The sequence below is a fragment of the Candidatus Cybelea sp. genome, from assembly GCA_036489315.1.
GTDB lineage: Bacteria > Vulcanimicrobiota > Vulcanimicrobiia > Vulcanimicrobiales > Vulcanimicrobiaceae > Cybelea.
Map to the genome: position 1 here is coordinate 69,601 of DASXFZ010000040.1, position 17,900 is coordinate 87,500.

Annotated in this window: 20 protein-coding genes; 9 read left to right on the plus strand and 11 right to left on the minus strand. The window is 61.9% G+C overall.

What is annotated here, in order from left to right:
- Positions 1–3 precede the first annotated feature (3 nt).
- The 6 genes from VGG51_08570 to VGG51_08595 form a co-directional block, all read right to left on the minus strand.
- Entirely contained in the window at positions 4–693 is a 690-nt protein-coding gene (locus VGG51_08570; GenBank protein HEY1883081.1) for a hypothetical protein, read from the minus strand.
- A 577-nt stretch (positions 694–1,270) separates the two neighbouring features.
- Entirely contained in the window at positions 1,271–1,702 is a 432-nt protein-coding gene (locus tag VGG51_08575) for a GNAT family N-acetyltransferase (protein ID HEY1883082.1), read from the minus strand.
- Between the two features lie 490 nt (positions 1,703–2,192).
- Positions 2,193–3,053 carry an NrfD/PsrC family molybdoenzyme membrane anchor subunit gene (gene nrfD, locus VGG51_08580; GenBank protein ID HEY1883083.1) on the minus strand — a complete coding sequence of 287 codons (861 nt, stop codon included), beginning with the start codon at positions 3,051–3,053 and terminating at the stop codon, positions 2,193–2,195.
- Complete coding sequence (locus VGG51_08585; protein HEY1883084.1) at positions 3,050–3,829, minus strand: 4Fe-4S dicluster domain-containing protein; 780 nt, start codon at positions 3,827–3,829, stop codon at positions 3,050–3,052. Before VGG51_08585 ends, nrfD begins: the two co-directional genes overlap by 4 nt.
- Positions 3,826–7,026, minus strand: a complete 3,201-nt coding sequence (gene fdh, locus VGG51_08590; protein HEY1883085.1) for a formate dehydrogenase — start codon at positions 7,024–7,026, stop codon at positions 3,826–3,828. The genes VGG51_08585 and fdh overlap by 4 nt, the downstream gene beginning before the upstream one ends.
- 92 nt (positions 7,027–7,118) lie before the next feature.
- Entirely contained in the window at positions 7,119–7,973 is an 855-nt protein-coding gene (locus VGG51_08595; GenBank protein ID HEY1883086.1) for an SDR family oxidoreductase, read from the minus strand.
- 97 nt (positions 7,974–8,070) lie between these two features.
- Between VGG51_08595 and VGG51_08600 the strand changes: the two genes are divergently transcribed.
- The 6 genes from VGG51_08600 (at position 8,071) to VGG51_08625 (ending at position 11,112) form a co-directional block, all read left to right on the plus strand.
- Positions 8,071–8,256, plus strand: coding sequence for a hypothetical protein (locus VGG51_08600; protein HEY1883087.1), 186 nt, complete (start codon positions 8,071–8,073; stop codon positions 8,254–8,256).
- Positions 8,257–8,292: 36 nt separating this feature from the next.
- Positions 8,293–8,853: an inorganic diphosphatase gene (locus VGG51_08605; GenBank protein ID HEY1883088.1), complete on the plus strand. Its 561-nt coding sequence runs from the start codon at positions 8,293–8,295 to the stop codon at positions 8,851–8,853.
- A gap of 6 nt (positions 8,854–8,859) precedes the next feature.
- A complete protein-coding gene (locus VGG51_08610) occupies positions 8,860–9,522 on the plus strand; it encodes a hypothetical protein (protein HEY1883089.1) in 663 nt (220 codons plus the stop codon).
- On the plus strand, positions 9,495–9,668 hold the full coding sequence (locus VGG51_08615; protein ID HEY1883090.1) for a hypothetical protein: 174 nt from the start codon (positions 9,495–9,497) through the stop codon (positions 9,666–9,668). Before VGG51_08610 ends, VGG51_08615 begins: the two co-directional genes overlap by 28 nt.
- 238 nt (positions 9,669–9,906) lie before the next feature.
- Positions 9,907–10,377, plus strand: coding sequence for a hemerythrin domain-containing protein (locus VGG51_08620; protein HEY1883091.1), 471 nt, complete (start codon positions 9,907–9,909; stop codon positions 10,375–10,377).
- 204 nt (positions 10,378–10,581) lie between these two features.
- Positions 10,582–11,112: a hypothetical protein gene (locus VGG51_08625; protein HEY1883092.1), complete on the plus strand. Its 531-nt coding sequence runs from the start codon at positions 10,582–10,584 to the stop codon at positions 11,110–11,112.
- Here VGG51_08625 and VGG51_08630 read toward each other — a convergent pair.
- Together VGG51_08630 and VGG51_08635 are read right to left on the minus strand one after the other, a co-directional pair.
- The gene (locus VGG51_08630) at positions 11,109–11,570 is read right to left on the minus strand and encodes a GAF domain-containing protein (GenBank protein ID HEY1883093.1); all 462 of its coding nucleotides are present in this window, start codon (positions 11,568–11,570) and stop codon (positions 11,109–11,111) included. The genes VGG51_08625 and VGG51_08630 overlap by 4 nt on opposite strands.
- Entirely contained in the window at positions 11,567–12,562 is a 996-nt protein-coding gene (locus VGG51_08635; protein HEY1883094.1) for a cyanophycinase, read from the minus strand. The genes VGG51_08630 and VGG51_08635 overlap by 4 nt, the downstream gene beginning before the upstream one ends.
- Before the next feature lie 35 nt (positions 12,563–12,597).
- On the opposite strand from VGG51_08635, the gene VGG51_08640 reads away from it, so the two are divergent.
- Positions 12,598–13,572: a hypothetical protein gene (locus tag VGG51_08640; GenBank protein ID HEY1883095.1), complete on the plus strand. Its 975-nt coding sequence runs from the start codon at positions 12,598–12,600 to the stop codon at positions 13,570–13,572.
- Positions 13,573–13,629: 57 nt separating this feature from the next.
- On the plus strand, positions 13,630–14,046 hold the full coding sequence (locus tag VGG51_08645; GenBank protein ID HEY1883096.1) for a hypothetical protein: 417 nt from the start codon (positions 13,630–13,632) through the stop codon (positions 14,044–14,046).
- Here the strand turns inward: VGG51_08645 and VGG51_08650 are convergent.
- The 3 genes from VGG51_08650 to VGG51_08660 all read right to left on the minus strand — a co-directional run bounded on the left by VGG51_08650 (position 14,043) and on the right by VGG51_08660 (position 16,291).
- Positions 14,043–14,978: a hypothetical protein gene (locus VGG51_08650; GenBank protein ID HEY1883097.1), complete on the minus strand. Its 936-nt coding sequence runs from the start codon at positions 14,976–14,978 to the stop codon at positions 14,043–14,045. The genes VGG51_08645 and VGG51_08650 overlap by 4 nt on opposite strands.
- Complete coding sequence (locus VGG51_08655; GenBank protein ID HEY1883098.1) at positions 14,975–15,886, minus strand: hypothetical protein; 912 nt, start codon at positions 15,884–15,886, stop codon at positions 14,975–14,977. Before VGG51_08655 ends, VGG51_08650 begins: the two co-directional genes overlap by 4 nt.
- A 75-nt stretch (positions 15,887–15,961) precedes the next feature.
- Positions 15,962–16,291, minus strand: coding sequence for a superinfection immunity protein (locus tag VGG51_08660; protein ID HEY1883099.1), 330 nt, complete (start codon positions 16,289–16,291; stop codon positions 15,962–15,964).
- Between the two features lie 80 nt (positions 16,292–16,371).
- On the opposite strand from VGG51_08660, the gene VGG51_08665 reads away from it, so the two are divergent.
- Complete coding sequence (locus VGG51_08665) at positions 16,372–17,760, plus strand: glycoside hydrolase family 125 protein (protein HEY1883100.1); 1,389 nt, start codon at positions 16,372–16,374, stop codon at positions 17,758–17,760.
- The last annotated feature ends 140 nt before the right edge of the window (positions 17,761–17,900 follow it).

A 17,900-nucleotide genomic window follows, 5' to 3' on the forward strand; every position in this document is an offset into this window, starting at 1 on the left:
GCATCATCGTCTCCGTTGGCTGGCAGCTACGCTGACGAGAATGCTATTGACATCCGTGAAATATGGGTCAACCAGCGGAATCACCTTATAAGCTTTTCCGCCTTTTGGGTAGCTCCAGAAGGCGAGCTCGCTCCGGTTTTTTCCGTACGCGCCGATCAACACGTTTGAGTCCTCGATCCAGCTCGGCGTCTGCTTTTTTTCGGCAAACGTTTTGCCGACGACCGTCATGCCTGACGCGGTGATGGCCAGGTGGTACACCATCGGGCCCTTGAATGCGGCGAAATATGAGCCTTCCCATTGAAGCTGGCCGAGGTCGATTTGCTTGTCGATTGCTAGAAACGTGTAGTGCCGCCTTTCTACAACGCGCATCTCAGCGACTTCCCACCGACGATCTTTTCTCCGCACGCTCGCGTAGAGCGGCCCTTGACCATTATACGCGAAGTAATGCGCCGGTTCGTGCTCGTGCGGCATCACATATTGCGTCGGGCCACCACCGGCTTTTGGATAAATTGCTATTTCATCGTGGCCGCCCGGATTCTGCGTATAAATCGCCAGGTTCCCAGTGAGCGGATTGACGGCACACGACTTGGCTCTGTAGCCCTCCATGTTTTTGGTCCACGTCGGCTGCGTGGCGCCGTGGACGTACATGCTCACCATGGTCGACGCCGAGCTTGCAGCACTGACGACGTACACATCGCCGCTGCTATTGGTGCAAAGCCCCATTATGCTCACACCCGGGGGGGAAAAGCTTCCGACTAGGGTGGCGGCGGGATACGTAAACATGTACACTGCGTTCGGGGAACCTGTTCCGGCGTAAATTAGGGCGCCGTAGGAACCCGACGCTTTTCGCGCATATGCACCCGTAGGCAACGGGGTCCTGACCTGACGCACCGCGCCGGGATCGGCTATCGGCGGCTGCGATCCGCTGCACCCTGCTAGAATTGCCGCTGCGGCACAGCTCATAAGCGCGTAGCGACCAGGAGCTAAAATGGTCATCGGAACCCCTTTCGCCGTCAAGACGGATCGGCGCCGGTGATGCTTCGGCGCTGGGCGCAAAGCCGCCTAGCCTCGGCCATAGCAACGTGAGCAGCGGGAAGCACCGACCGCTACGGGGACCCGAGAGACTCGAGATTTGCGGAAAATCGATCGCTGGTTATGTTATAGACTACGGAGTCGAAGTCGCATCGCGACTGGCTGCCAACGTACTGCATACCGAGCTTTTGCATCAGCGCGATGGAGGCGACATTCTCGCGGTGCGCTACACCGGTGATCACTGCCGCTTCCGCCGACGTAATACGCTCGTCATGACCGCGATGGCCGCCTCGGTGGCGTATCCGCAACCCCAACGGTCCCGGCGAATAAGCCAATCGGCCTCGGCCTCGATCGCCGGATCGGGCGAGCGATGGACGCCGCAGTGCCCGAGTATTCGGCTGGACTCTTTCTCGACCACGGCATAGTTGCCAAGGCAGCTATCGTCGTAGCCGGCGATTACGCCGGCGAGCGATGCAGCAACGTCTGCACGCGAAAAGGCTTTCCCGCCGGCGAACAACTGCATCGTCGCGGGGTCGCCGTAGATCACGGCGGCCTCGGGCACGTCGTCAAGAGTCCATCGCCGCAGTATTAGCCGCCGCGTTTCCAGCGCCATCATTAGTGGGGACCGAATGCCGGGACCGAGGGTTTCGGTGCGAGACATACGCTGCATTCAGTTGGTTGAACAAAGGCGGTACCCGTGCGGGCCGGTTTTGCGGCACCAAGTATTATTATGCTCGGAGCCTTCGTTTCCGTTGCGCTCGGGCGGGGAGAAGCGATCATGCTCCCGAGCACGGCGGCAGCGCTCACATTCTACGGAGTGATGATCGCTGTGGGCGTCGCGTGGCGCGATGGTTCTCCTGGATTGTTCCGATGGACAAGCCGCGCCGCTTCGTTCGTCATCGGCCTGGTCGCAGTTGCCGCTGCGATGAGTGCAGCCGGCTGGTTTTCCGCAACGCAAGGAGTGCCCGGTTTGCTGTGGCGGCCGTTGCTTACGATTGCGGTCTGCGTTTGCATCGGTGTCGGTTTGGCTTCCGTCACTCCACCGCGAGTATCCGTTGTGAAAACTACGGTCTAGCCGCCGGCGCGCATAGCGGCAAAGCACCGGCTCGGGCCAGTGCGCCTTTGCAGACTCGCTGGGCACTGGTGGCCCCGTTGACCCTTTAGTCAGGGCCGATTGTAAACTTCGGATCCTGGGCGGAAATCTTTCCGGCGTGTAAGACGGCAAAGCGTTCGGCTAATCCGCCCGCGAGCAGCAGCACGCCCGCGATCTTCGCTGCCTTGCGATGCCGGGCGAACAGGGTGAAGACGCAGCCGAGGACATTGAGCGCGCGAGCGGCGTGAGAGAGTTCCGCGGCTTTCCTGGCTTCGTAGGCTTCGTATTGAAACGGACCCAGTTCGCGGCGGAGCCGCTCGAGTGCGACCGGCACCGCGACCGCGCTAAACAACGCCAAGCGGCGCGCCGGCTTTGCGTCGCGCGTTTCGCAAACGAGCATCGCTAAGCCGCTCGCGGTCGAGGCCGACGTTGCCGCAAAGAGCAGCGGCAACGTCTTTCGGGCACCGTGCCAGGCGGGCACAACGGTGTCGCCGATCAGCACGGAGGTATAGACGGACATCAACGGTCCGGTGAGTCCGGCGATGCCTTCGCCAAGTCGCCCAACGCCGCGGGCGATGCCGGTGAGCTCACTGGCAGCCGCGGTCATCGCCGCGCCCGAGAAAGCGGCAAACAGGTAGACGCCCACGCTCATCGGCGACGTCGGTTTAAAAACACGAAGCATGTTCAAGAAGCGCTGCGGCTTCTTGAGATCGGCGATGAGGCAGAACGCGCTCAGGAGGCTTCCCACAGCGGCGCTCAGGGTCGTCACACGAGCGAGGCGTTCGTTTTTCGATAATCGCGCGACAAGCCCGAGGGCCGCCGACGCGCCGGACCACCCGCCGGACCAAAAGTAGGTTGGAATTAGCCCCGACCACTCCGGCGGCTTGATGATGGGCCGGCCGTAGTAGGCGCGCTTCGCGTTCTTCACGGCAGGGCCGCAATAGCGATGGCGCCGAGCAGCATTGCGGCAGCGAGCCCCGCGGCGCGCCACATTTCGGGAAGATGTTTGGTCGGGACGACCGGATTGGGAGGCAACCCATAGACCTCCGGCCGGTCGAGCAGCAAGAAGATCGAACCGCCGCCGCCGATGCCATCGTTTTTGTCCTCGAGGTACAGCTGCGCGCCGGCGAACGAACCGCCGATCTCTTCGAGGCGCGCGGTGGCGCGCTCGCGCAACTCGTCGACGCGTCCGTACTGGATCGATTCGGTCGGGCAGGCTTTCGCGCAGGCCGGCTCCTCGCCACCCTTCAAGCGATCGTAGCAGAGCGTACACTTGCCCATCGTGCCGCTTCCGCGAGGGTGACGTTCTTCGGGCCGTGCCTCGACGCGCTCGCTGATCACTCCGAACGGACAGGCGACGACGCAGTAGCCGCAGCCATTGCAGATGTCGTCCTGAATGACGACCGTGCCGAACTCGGTACGGACGATGGCACCGGTGGGGCAGACGTCGAGACAGCCGGCGTGCGTGCAGTGTTTGCAGACGTCCGACTCCATGAGCCAGCGGCTGCGATCTTCATCAAATTGCTCGATGAAGGCGACGTGGCGCCACGTGCCGCCGCCCAGTGCGCCCGTGTTGTCGTACGACATCCCGGTATAGGCATAGCCGTCCTGGGGAAGCTCGTTCCACTCTTTGCAGGCGACTTCGCACGCCTTGCAGCCGATGCAGAACGTCGTGTCGGTGAAGAAGCCGCGACGGTCGTTCATTTGCCGGTCCTCGCTTGCAGATCGTCCATGTAGCGGCGGCGGGCCGCACCGCGCGGCCGCCTTCCGGGGCGGATATCGCAGGTGAGGCCTTTTGTCTCTTGGATGTGGACGTTGGGATCGAGCGCGATGTGAAGCAGGTCGTTGGCGCTATCGCCCGTGACGATGCCCTTGCTGCCCCAATGGTAGGGAAGGCCGACCGAATGAATTACGCGACCGTCGACGCGCAAGACCGGCGCACGGCGGGTGGTCATGACGCGCGCCTCGACCACGGCGCGCAGCGTCGAGATCGTGGCCCATTCGCCGTGGCGCAAGCCGCGCAGCTCCGCCAGCTCCGGCGTAACTTCGCAGAAAAACTCGGGCTGAAGCTCGGAGAGCCGCGCGATCGTGCGCGACATGCCGCCGGCTGTGTGGTGTTCGGTAAGGCGGTAGGTGTAGAGGACGAACGGAAAGTGATTGCCGTGTTCGTCGCTCGGCGAGGGATTGTACTCGTTGAAGCGGCGCGGAAACTCTTGGCGGCACGGATTGGATTGCTGTCCGTAGAGGGGATTGCGCACGGGTGACTCCTGCGGCTCGTAGTACGTCGGGAGCGGCCCATCGACGATGCCGTTGGGCGTAAAGAGCCAGCCGAGTCCGTCGTCCTGCATGATGAAGGGATGCCGGCCGGTGAGCGCCGCTTCACGCAGTGCGCCGTCGGGCGGCGTATAATCGGGACGCTTGGTCTTCTCGAAATCGGGAACGTCGTGCCCGGTCCACTGCGCCTTTTCGTCGTCCCACCAAACGTACTGCTTGCGCTCGCTCCAAGGTTTGCCGTCGGGGTCCGCCGAGGCGCGATTGTAGAGCAGACGCCGATTCGCGGGCCACGCCCAGCCCCACTCCGGCGCAACCCAGGTTTGCTCGCTGCCGGGTTTGCGCCGCGCGGTTTGATTCTCTTCATCTTTGAAGCAGCCGCAGTAGATCCAGCACCCGCAGGCGGTCGAACCGTCGGCCTTCAGCTCGGTATAGGCCGGCAGCGCCTTGCCTTGCGCATCCCAGCCGTTGATTTCGCGTAACACGGCGTGGGCGTCGGGCTCGCCGAGGGCGCCCTTTTCCGGATACTGCCACGTGAGCGCGCGAAGCAGTGCAGCATTGGGCTCTTCACGATCGGCGAGTTTTTCGATGATGCGCTTTCCGAGGTGGTAATAGAACCAGAGGTCCGAGCGAGCGTCGCCCCGCGGCTCGACCGCTTGATGGTGCCACTGCAGCAGGCGCTGCGTGTTGGTAAACGACCCATCTTTTTCGGTGTGCGCGGCGGCCGGCAGCCAAAAGACCTCGGTGCCGATCGTTTCGGGAGAGAGCTCGCCGCTTTCGACCTCCGGGGAATCGTACCAGAACGAGGCACTCTCGTTTTCGGTAAAGTCGCGGACGACGAGCCACTCGAGCTTCGCCAGAGCGCGCCGGTGCAGGCCGCCGTTCGCCGATCCGACCGCCGGGTTTTCGCCGCAGATGAAGAAGCCTTTAACTTTCCCGTCGAGCATCGCCATGATGCTGCGATAGGTCGAATGGTCGCCGCTGATGCGCGGGAGCAGATCGAAGAGATAGTCATTTTCCGCGGTCGCGCTGGGGCCGAACCACGCTTTGAGCAGGCTGATCGTATACTTATCGAGGTTGCCCCAGAAACCGGTCTTTGCCGCCTCGGATTCGATGAAGTGGCTCAGCCCGCCGTGCGCTTTGGCGTGCGGCATCGGTATGTAGCCCGGGAGCAGATCGAAGAGGGTCGGGATATCGGTCGAGCCTTGGATCGATGCGTGGCCTCGCAGCGCCATGATTCCGCCGCCGGGGCGCCCGATATTTCCCAAGAGCAGCTGAACGATCGCGGCTGTGCGAATCATCTGCACGCCGAACGTGTGCTGCGTCCAGGCGACCGAGTAGGCCATAGCGGAGGTTCGCTCGCGCCCGCTGTTGGCGCAAAGCGCCTCCGCGACGTCGATTATCTGCTGCGGACTGATGCCACAGATCGACGCCACCGTTTCGGGCGTGTAGCGCTGATAGTGGCGCTTGAGCACCTGGTAGACGCAGCGCGGGTGCTGCAGCGTTTTATCCATGTACGGCGGCTCGCCGGCGCGAAGCTTGTCGAGCACGTCGGAATTCTTGCTCGGCTCTTTTTCTAAGCCTTCCTCGCTTTGACGCTGGCCGGAGGCGCCGTGTAAGTCCATCCCTTCGTACATCCAGCTGTGAAAAAGGTAGCCGTGCTTGTCGGCTTCCCACCCCGAGAAGAAACCGTCACCGTCCTCGGTATCGCGGAAGTCGGAGCGCAGGATAACGGGCGCATTCGTGTAGTTGACGACGTATTCGGTGAAGGCCCGGTCGTTTTCGAGGATGTAGCGGATGATGCCGCCGAGAAACGCGATGTCGGTGCCCGGCCGTATCGGGACGTGCATCGTGGCGACGGCGCTGGTTCGGGTGAAGCGCGGGTCGACGTGAACGATCGCGGCGCCGCGTTCGCGCGCCTCCATCACCCATTGAAAGCCGACCGGATGGTTCTCCGCCATATTCGAGCCCATGATCAAAATGCAATCCGAGTTTTGCAGATCTTGCTGGAACGTCGTCGCGCCGCCGCGGCCGAACGAGGTCCCCAAACTGGGGACCGTGGAGCTATGTCATATGCGCGCCTGATTTTCTACCTGCACGACGCCGAGCGCCGTATAGAGTTTTTTCATCAGGTAGTTCTCTTCGTTGTCGAGCGTCGCGCCGCCGAGGCTGGCGATGCCGTAACAGCGATTGAGCGTCAAACCCTCGTCGTCTTTTTCTTCCCACGTCTCGCGGCGGGTCGCCAGGACGCGATCGGCGATCATCTCCATCGCCCGGTCGAGCGGGAGCGTTTCCCATTCGGTGGCAAAAGGACGGCGATACTTCGCCGCGTACTCGCGCAGCGGGCTCTGCACCAGCGACCGCGTCGCCGAACCCTTCGGACAGAGCCGGCCGCGCGAGATGGGGCTGTCGGGATCGCCCTCGATCTGGACGATCTCGCCGGCTTTGACGAACACGTTCTGTCCGCAGCCGACCGCGCAGTAGGGGCAGATGCTCTTGACGACCTTCGCGCTTTGCGTCCGAGCGGTCCACTGCTGCGTCTGCTCCGAAATTGCTGCCGCCCCGCGCCCCGACTTGTCGGTTCCGGCGATTTGGCGTAGCAGCGGCCAAATTGAAGAATTGTCGCGCATAGGGCTATCTTTCCGCAAGCCGGGAGCGCCTTAACGGCGCCGCACGAAAAAAACGTGATACGACGCTTGGCGCTACGTGTAGGAGCGGAGCGTCAGCCGTTTACCACCGTGCCGCCGTTGACGTGGATCGTTTGGCCGGAAATATACGAAGCGTCGTCCGACGCCAAGAAAATCACGGCGGCGGCGACTTCGTATGGCTGCCCGGGGCGCTTCATCGGCGTGTCGGCGCCGAAGCTTTCGACGTCTTCGGGCCGGAACGTCGCCGCGATCAGCGGAGTCCAGATGGGTCCCGGCGCCACCGCGTTGACTCGGATTCCACGTTCGACGATGGCGTTGGACAACGCTCGGGTGAATGAAACTAAGGCGCCCTTGGTCGCAGAATAATCTACGAGCTTCGGGCTTCCCTCGTAAGCGGTAATCGAGGCGATGATGATGATGGAGGAGCCCTTTTGCAGGTGTTTCAAGGCTTCTTCCACGGTGAAGAATTGCGCGAAGACGTTCGTGCGGAACGTTCGCTCGAGTTGTTTTGCGGAAATATCCTCGGGACGTTCCTGCGGATGCTGCTCTCCGGCGGCATTCACCAGAACATCGAGTTTGCCGAAGCGCTCCACGGTCTTTGTAACGAAACCTCGCGCAACCGTTTCCTGGCCGATATCGCCGGTTAGGAGCTCACACTTCCGGCCCTTTTGCTCGACGAGACGCCGGGTCTCCGCGGCGTCGTCGTCCTCCTCGAGGTAGGCAATGGCAACATCGGCCCCTTCCTTGGCGGCGAGCACCGCCACCGCGCGGCCGATGCCGCTGTCGCCGCCCGTAACCAAAACGACGCGATCCTTTAAGCGATTGGCGCCGGGCGTTTTCGAGTCGGTCTGCGGCTGCGGCCGCAACTCGTCCTGACGCCCTGGCTGACGATCCTGATGCTGGGGTGGTAACGTCTTCGTCTCGCTCATGGCTGAAGGTGTACCCGCCGGCGCGCCAAGCTCAACCGCGCGCCGACATCGCGCCTAGCCCATCGTAGAAAAGCGTCAAAATTGCGCCGTCATAGGAATGAATCATGAGCTCGCGTTCGGCAAGGCGGCGGACATAAGCGAAGCGGTCGCACCCTGGCATCGGTACGTACGTACCCCGCTCGGGAAGCGCCGACCCTCCGTCGTTTTCGAGGCGGTCGCCGATCTAGACGTGGCGACGCTGCCGCCGCGCATTAGCCGCGAGCAGGCGATCCACTTCCTGTAAGCAGGTCCTTGCCGGCGCGTTGGGTAGATTGCGGGTATGAGCAAGAGCGTCAATGCGACGAACTACGATATGATTCCGACCCTGGTTCCCAAGGAAAAGGACCTGGTGTTTGCGGTGATCGAGACGCCCGCGGGCATCCGTCACAAGTTCGCGTTCGAGCCCAAGTACGGAATCATGCGGCTGAAGATGACGCTGGCCGAAGGCCTGATGTGGCCGTACGATTACGGCTTCATTCCGCAGACGCTCGGCGATGACGGGGATGCGCTCGACGTGCTCGTGCTCAACGATGCGCCGACCTTTTCCGGGTGCCTGCTCGACGTGCGCGTGATCGGCGGGGTTCTGCTCGAGAAAAACGGCGTGAAGAACAACCGGCTCGTCGCCTGTCCGCGACGCCAGAAAGGCGTTGCGCTCAAGACCGATGGCTTCGACGAAATCAAAGACGTGCCGAAGGAGACGCTCGAGGGCATCGAGCGCTTTTTAGTTGAGTACTCTGAAGAAGAGGGAAACAAGATAACGTTCGAGGGCCAGTGCACGCGCAAGGACGCATATAAATTGATCGAGCAGGGGCACAAGAAGTTTGAAAAAGCCCAGAAATAGCCGTACGTGCGGATTCTGGCCCTCAACCTGCGGGCGGGCGGCCACGCCGTCAGCATTCCGCAGGTCGCTCGCCGGGCAGCCTATCTAGATATCGAGACGGCGGTCTTTTCCGAATACCGCGATAATGCTGCGGGCGCTTTATTACGCGCCGAGCTGGAGAAGATTGGCCTTACGAATCAGGCGTATACCGCCAGCCGCGGAAACGGCGTGCTGATTGCTTCCGCCGAACCCTTTGAGCCGTTGGCCAATCCCTTCGGTTTGTCGGACGAGGAGTATCCGTACGCGGTGCTTTTCGCGCGCTTCGAGCATCTGCAGGTGTACGGCGCGTATCTCCCAGGGCAGGACCGTAAGCGAGTCCATCTACGATGTCTCATCGCCGCGGCCGGGCGTCACAAGGAAGCCGGCGATAAGGCGATGTGCATCGGGGATCTCAACTCGGGCCGGAACGAAACGGACATCGAGATCAACCTGCGATCGGGAAGGTTGCTCGACTGGTTCAGCACGGCGGACTTGTATGCCGAACTCGAGCGGGAATGGATCGAAGCCTGGGCCTTTCTGCATCCGGACGAGCACGATTTCAGCTGGTATCCGTACCGGCGCGAACGCGGGCCGGCGGCGGCTGGCGCATCGACAAGGCGTTCTTGTCGCCGGCACTTTTACCGACCCTGACCTCGGCCGAGTACGATCACGTCTTTCGTCTCGACGGGCTCTCCGACCATTCCGGGTTGATCGTAGAGCTTGCCGGCGGGGATCGACAGCAAAATTCGCGCTTTCCCGCGATGGTTTCGCTGCAGCGTGGGTACATTGCCGTCTAACAAAGTATGAGCAACGGGAGAGCGTCACGACCATGCGCGCAGTAGTCTGGAAGGAAAGGCCGCTTTACGCTTCTTCGTCAGCCACCGTTTGCCGCTCGACGCCGCCCCGGATGCTACGAGGAGTTCGACAAACGAATAGATGGCTACCGCAAGGTTCTGCTCAAGCCGAACGGTCTAGCAGCATAGATTTTCAAGCTTCATTACGATAAGGGGTTCAGCGATGCAAATAGATACGACCATGCTTCCCGTGAAAGGAAACGACGCGGTCGAAATCCTTACTAACGATCATCAAGTCATCAAGACGCTGCTCGGCGAATTGGTCAGCGCTGCGAGCACGCAACGCAAGTCGCTGCTCGAGCAGTTGGCGGGCGTGCTGACGATCCACAATGCGACCGAAGAAAACCTCGTCTATCCGGCGATCAACAAGTTGGCCGGCAGCAAGCTGGAGGCACAGCATCTCTACCACGAGACCTCGGAGGCAGACATGCTGTTCTTTGAACTCGACCTGATGCTAAAGGAGAAAGACGAAACGAATTTCGCCAAAAAGGCGGAGAAGTTCGCGGATGCCGTTCGACATCATATCGACGAAGAGGAGAATAAGGCGTTCCCCCGGCTCCAAGAAAACACCGAGGTTCCGCAGCGAGAGATACTTGCAGAATCGGTCAAACAGTTTCGCAAGTCGCTGCACTTTGAGACCGCGTCAGCGTAGAACGCTGCTGCGAGCTGGGCAAAACGGCGCTTTGGCGCGTTATTTGTCCGGCTCTGCATAGGACGAACCGCCGCCGCCGCCGAGGGTACCGGGGCCGCCGGCACCCCGGAGCAGTGGCGGCCCGTCGGGCTCTTTGCGGGGGCGGCGTCGTCATCAGACGGCAGTCTCAGAAAGATTTACAGATTCAAGGTCAATACTGGCTGCATGAACAAGCATTTTTTCGCGCTGGCGCTCGCCCTCAGCGTGCTTCCCATCTCCGCGGTCGCGCAGACCGCCAACAACGCCCCGGCGCCCCCCTCCCAAGAGCAGCGCCAACAGATGAAGCAGTTCTTCGGTCAGTTCAAACAGCAGGAAGAGCAGCTTCACCAGCAGCTGCGCTCGCAGATTCTTTCAGACATGACGCCGGTGCACCGCCGCGCGATCGCCGCCGAGATCGGCGAGCTCGCCGTTTCCGCCAACCCCGATGCTCAGGCTACCGCCAAGCGGATCGATTCGATCCTCTCGCCCGGCGAACGCTCGCGCATCATCAGCGCTCACGAACAATATCGCAATCAGGCCGAACAGATGCACCAGCAGATCATGAGCCAGTTAAAGACCCAATTCCCCAACATGCCCGAACGTCATCATAACGACCAAGACCACAAGATGCCGAATCAGATGATGATGCGGGATGCCGGCTGGATCGTGCTCCACAGCCTGCCGCCGCATCACGAGATGGGGATGCCGGGCCGCTAGTCCAGCAATTCGCTAAAGACTCCGACAAGACGTTCGAGGCCGGCGCGGTCGGCCTCACTGAATCGAGCCGTCACCGGGCTGTCGACGTCGAAGACTCCGAACAGCCCGTCGCCGCGTACGATCGGGACGACGATCTCCGAGCGCGACGCGGCGTCGCAGGCGATGTGATCGGAGAACGCGTCGACGTCGTCGACGACCAGCGTCGCGCGGTGTTTTGCGGCGGCGCCGCAGACGCCGCGCCCCGGAGCAATGCGCGTGCACGCGGGTCGCCCGCAGAATGGACCGAGCACCAGCTCCTCGGCGGGATTGGCGATATAGAAGCCGGCCCAGTTGACGTCCGGCAACTCGTGGCGGATCAGCGCGGCGAAGTTGCCGGCGTTGGCGACGAAGTCGCGCTCTTCTTCGAGCAGCGCGCGGAGCTGGCGTTCGAGCCGGTCGTAGAAGGCTTCGTCGCTCACCGGGTATAGGGATTCGTGCTGTAGACCGGTTTGCTCGCGCCGTCGATCGTGATCGTGTACCAGGGATCCGGCGGGTTTTTGTGCAGCAGATCGAAGCGCTCGTTGTTCTTCGCGATGTGCGAGATCTCGACCGTGTAGTGAATCGGCTTGCCCGGTTCCAGCCGCGGCGGGGTATCGGTACGCACCAGATAGGCGCCGTGCGCGCCGTGGTCGTTCAGAACGGTCGCTATCCCGTCGGGATCGACGACGACCGCGCTGCCTTCATCGATGCCGAGCGCGTAGATCTGCTGCACGCCCGGCAGCAGGTTATCGTGAAAGATGCGCGCGAGAAAGACAAGCGTGCGGCCCAAACGATCGCGCACGACCAGGTGCGTATCGGTGATCGTATCGCGCAGCGCCGGCCAATCGAAGAAGCCGGTCGTGAAGCTGATGCGCGACTCGAGCGGATCTTTGGCGGCGTCGCTCGTGTGCGTCTCGGTTTTTTCATTATCGGCCGCAACCGAATCATAGATCACCGCGCCTTGCACCGCCAGGCCGGCGCTGCCGCCGCCGACGACTCCGCCGCGCGCGTAGACGCGTTTGATCGCATCGATCAGTTTCGTCCCCTTCCACCGCACGTAGTCGGCTTGATCGCCGCCGGCGAAATAGACGGCGTCGGCCTTATCGATGAGCGGCACGACGCCATCGACTTGCGCTGCCGTCGCGCAGGGTGGAATCAGAATCGTCTGCACGGATGCGAAGTTTCCGGCCTGATAGAAGTGACGATCGTCGACGTTCTTCGAGTACGCGCGGAGCACCACGACGTTGCCGCCTCGCGCGTTCGTATGGCCAACCAAGCGGTCGTGCAGCCAGCGCAGCGTCGAGTCGGGAGAGTACGCGGCACCGGCGCCGTCGAGGACGAGGCCGGGTCCGTGCAGTTGAGGCGTTAACGTGTAGGTTCCATAACGCGGAAACGCGGTGATGGTACAGAGTGCGGCAGCAGCGAGTAACATGTCGCGCCGTCATTCGTGCTACAATCCTCGGGTACATGCGACGGTTGCTTCCCTTGGCGCTTGCCGCTGCGATTCTCCCCGCCTGCGGAAACGGCAGCCTCGCGCCGGGCGCGAACGGTGCGAGCGTGCATCCGGCGGTGCGCCTGAGAATGGCCGACGTTCCGGTAGTCGGCGGCTGCCAGATCTTTCCCGCCGACAACTGGTGGAACACCGACATATCGCAGTATCCGCTCGACAAGAACTCCGATGCATACATCGCGGCGCTCCCTGGCAACCTGCACCCGGATTTCGGAGAGAATCCGCACTACGGGATTCCGTTCAATATCGTGCCGCAGAGTCAGAAGAAGGTGCCGGTGACGTTCGGCTACGCTTCGCAGAGCGATCCGGGCCCGTACCCGATTCCGCCCAACGCGCAGATCGAGGGCGGACGGCATGCGAACGGCGACCGCCACGTGCTCGTGCTGCAGCAAGGGGCCTGCAAGCTCTACGAAATGTGGAGTGCCTATCCGCTCGACGGCGGCAAGAAATGGAAGGCGGGATCGGGGGCGCTCTTCCATCTGAACAGCAACAAGCTGCGGCCCAATGGCTGGACCTTGGCCGACGCCGCGGGCCTGCCGATTCTTCCCGCCCTCATAAAGTGCGACGAAGTGAAAGCCGGCGAGATCGACCACGCGCTGCGCGTGACGTTCACCAAAACGCAGATGGGATTTATCCATCCCGCGACGCACTACGCGAGCGACAGCCCAGATCCAACCCTGCCGCCGATGGGTCTGCGCTTACGGATGAAAGCCTCGTACGACATCTCCGGCCTGACGGGGCAGTCGTTCGTGATCGCAACGGCGATGAAGAAGTACGGCATGTTCGTAGCGGACAACGGATCGAACTGGTACTTCCAAGGTGAGGGCGGCAAGCAATCGTCTTGTTGGAACGACGACGACCTCGATCAGCTCAAGAACGTTCCGGGCAGTGCATTCGAAGTCGTGAAGACGGGGAAGATTCTGCGCATTTAATCGTTCGCTCATCTCGGCCTCAGCCGCTTCGGTGCCCGCGAGTGTTTATGTTAGCGTATGAAATCGGTAATTCAATGCGTCGCCATGCTGGCAGCCGCGATTTCGTTGTCGGCCGGGCCGCTCGCCGCGCCGGCGGCAACGATCGACGGCGGCGCGCGCAACACGCCTTATGTCGCAGCCTTTGCTCCCATCTTCGGAACATCGGGGATTCCGCGTTCCGGGACGATGACGCTCGCCGTGAGCGACGGGACGATCAGCGGCAAGTATACCGGCACATCGGTGGGCCCGGATCCGCTCGATAACCACACTGTCCCCGTTATTGGCACGGTCAGCCAAAATGACGGCTACGTTCAGCTCTACATCGGAATGGGGCTTACGCTGCGCGGCACGATGTCTGCCGACGGCAAGATTACGGGCACCGCGAGCGACGACGGCCGGCTCTACGAGTTTACCGCGGCGCCCTTGCCGGGTTAGCGCTGCGGTGCGACGCTGATCGCGTAGCTGGTTGGCGAGTCGACCGCGGTAAAATGAGATAGCATTCCCCCGGCCTTCGGGTAAGCCCAAACGCCGACTTCGCTCTCTCCTATATTCGTGAGGAGGTAGCCGTTCGCTACGGCAAAGTACTCGACTTGATTTCGCCAGCCCCCAAAGCGGAGCGTCTTCACGATGACGAGTTTTGTTCCCGAAACTTTGACCCGGTAGATTACGATTGGGCGATCCTCGGTGCCAAGCTCCTTCGCCTGTACCGCGAGGTACTGTCCATCAAAGTGCATATCGTATAAGTTTGCGAGCTGCTCGTTTAGCAGAAAGGCCGTGAACTTATCGCCTTGATACGGCAGCTCTAAGAGATAGGACTTGGTTTGCGTGCTTGCGACAACGAAGAGATTCCCCCGAGCGTCGTAGGCCGGGTACTGACAGATTCGAAATCGAGAAGCTGTGTGGATCGCAGGCGGCCCTTTCGCACCTTTAAATATTGCGACGCTGCAACTGGTCACCTTGACGGTATTGATGACGGCGAGATTGCCCGTCATGGGATCCCCGGAACACTGGTCGCTTCGCGCCCCTTGATCTGCGATCTCCGCGATCGGCCGCCGGCCGCCATGAGCGTACTCGAAAATGACGTCGTACGTGGGTGCGAAGACGTGGCCGCGCGCGTCGGAACAGAGATAGACCCCGCCGTGAGGCATCAGCACGCTGTGCTGCGGCTGACCGGCGGGCGAGGTAAAGACGGAGAGCTTACGCGCGCCGTAGGAGCCGATCAGGTAGAGCAGATCGCTGGAGTTCGCGAGCCGCGCCGCCGCCGGTGCCTGCGACGGAATCACGGGTTGCTGCTGGAGTGCTCCGCATCCGGCGGTAACTAGGGAAGCGACGACTGCCGAAAGGCACATGGCCTTTGTCAGGTTCATGGCGCTACACTCACCGTCATACTGCCGGGTTCGTCGACGTCCTTTATAGTCTTGGTTGGTTCGCCTCCGGCGGGATAGGAAAAAAAGTACAGCGTATAGCCATCTGAGACGATCAGCGTCGAACCGCGGACGAAGAACCGTGCGGCGTCGGTGCTTAGGGTTGTAGAGCCCTTCAAGGAACCTTTGCGCGCGTCGATCGCGTACCGATTGATCTGTCCGTAGTAGTAGTATGACGAGCTTCCAGCTTCGCCTCCGACGGCGATATGTTTCCCGTCCCACTGAAGACCCGTTGGATTCGGAACGTGGGGAGAGAGGATCACGCGCTTGAACTTTCCGTTGATGAGCTCGCCGAGGGTTGCATAGCTGTTGCCACCCAGTACGAACAAATTGCCCTCGGAGTCGTACGTGAGGTCGTTCGGCGAGAGCCACAAGTAGTATCGCTTCGGCTTCCCTTGTCCGTGCGGATAGATGAGCAGCGTGCCGCCCTCAACGTTACCGACGCCGAGGTCGCCGGTCTTCGGATTGACGGCACAAGAGGCAGCGCCATTATCTGGGTCGGACAACGTCGCCATCGGTTTTTTTGCGCCGTGTCTATACACGAAGATCGTTGATGTGGATTGGAACGACTGCGTCATGTACACGTTACCCTGGCGGTCAGAACAAAGGCCGGTAATTTGCTTGGATATTTTGTACACGACCCGACCCGCGGGGAACGACAGCACGTACACGTAGGCCCAGGTCGCCGTATGGCCGACGACGTAGAGCAAGTCGCCCGCGGGCGCGCGACGTGTCGTTTGAGGCTGCACGGCCACTCCAGCGGGAACGGTCGATTGCGCACCCCCGCAGCCGGCGAGAAGAGCGATCCCAGCGATGCGAACAAGAAGCCGGTTCCATTGAAGTCGTGCCATAACTTCCGGAGATTCGACGCGCCGTCGGTGGCCCCCGTGGAACCGGCGGCGGGCGGGCGCCTAGGTGACGCGAGATTAGCCAGAAAGTTTTGTTTGGTCGCGGCCGGGTTCAGGGCGGTCGGCGACGACCGGTTCGATCGATGTTCCCGGTGGTCTTGCAGTAGAGTAGACCTGCTGGTGCAGGTGAACGACTTGTAGCGGCGTGGGATCCTTCATCAGCGCCATGATGAGCGCGACGACCCAACCGATGAACGACCAGCCAAGTAGAATATTGAGAACGACGATCGTGGCGGAGTTGCGGCGGTGTGCGACGACGGCGAGGATTGACGGCAGGAAATAAATCATCGTTCCGATCGCCGACACGATCATCCAGAAGAAGAGCCCGATAGAGAACGCCGCCGCCACGTGTTGAGCTTCCGCGCGCCGGCTCCGGCGCCTGTCGCGACGGCAGGAAGCGGGCTGGGCGGCGGGCAAGCGCCTCGCCGATGAGGCGCGCGTTTTTGCTCGGCGTGGCTTGGGTGTTGGCCGTATGCCCGCCGGCCGGAGCGCAAACTCTCACGATTCCGATCGAGACTCAGATCCGCCCGGTCGTCGCCGAGACGCTCTTCCAGCAGCTCTTCGCTAACTTCTTTAGCGAGAGCGACGGCACGACGTACGTGCAGACGGGCGACATTCCGGCGATGTGGCTACGCGATTCAGCCGCGCAGACGATGCCGTACATTCGCTTCGTCCACGACTACCCCGACCTGAGGAAGACGTTTTACGGCGTCGTCGAGCGCGACGCGAAGAACATCATGGTCAACCCCTACGCGGAGGCCTTCAGCGCCGACTACCGCGTGTGGGAGGACAAGTGGGAGATCGACTCGCTCTCGTGGCCGGTCGTGCTGATCTTCGTCTACTACGCCAATACGCGCGACCGCGGCATTTTCACGCCGACCGTGCACAGCGCGCTGCAGAAGATCGTCGCGGTGCTCAAGTGCGAGCAGCAGCACGCAACGTGCAGCCACTACTCCTGGCCGAACCCCGTTCCGACGCACGACCAGTACAATCCTAACACCGGCCTGATCTGGAGCGCCTTTCGGCCGTCGGACGATCCGGTGACCTATCGTTTCAACATTCCGCAGAACGCCTTTGCGGTCGTGGCGATGAAGCTGGTAGCCGCCTTCGCGCGCGAGGCCTTCAAGGACGATCAGCTGGCCCAGGACGCGACCGCCATCGCTACCCAAGTGCAAGCCGGCGTGCAGCGTTACGGACGAACGTTCAGTGCGGGCTACGGCGGGTGGATGTACGTCTACGAGACCGACGGCTACGGCAATAACAACCTGATGGATGATGCCAACCTCCCCAACCTGACGGCCCTGCCGTTCACCGGCTGGTGCGCGACCACCGATCCGGTCTACCTTAATACGCGGCGCTTCACGCTGAGCTTCGACGACCCGTACTATTACACGGGCAAGTACGCGACGGGCCTCGGCAGCCCGCACACGCCAAAGGGCTGGATCTGGCCGCTCGGCATCATCGGCGCGGCGCTGACCACGACCTCGCGCGACGACATCGTCAACGCGATCAAGATGCTCGACCAGAGCGATACGCTCAACGGCTTGATGCACGAGTCGGTCGATCCCGACGATCCCGACGATCCGGCGCACTTCACGCGGCCGCAGTTCGGCTGGGCGAACGCCTTTTGGGCCGAGCTGCTCTTTCGCGCGGTGGCCGGTTACTCGCTGCTGCCCTACGGACCGATCGGCGCGGCGATTCCGGGGGAGCGCCTGAGCGAGATTCCGACGGTCACGCCGCTGTCGGCGCAGTTCCGCAACCGAGCTCTGCTCGCGCAGACCCTGGGGCAGCTGCTTCAACAGCACCCGCAGCCGTAGGGGCCGAGGGCGACCCTCCGGAAGAATGGCGGGTCGCAAAAACCAAGCACGTCTTTCAAAGTTAGGAGCATCTCATAGCAGCACGCAGACCTCGACCACGAACTGGCCCCAAGCAGCAGCGCGGCCCGAAGCCGGAAAAC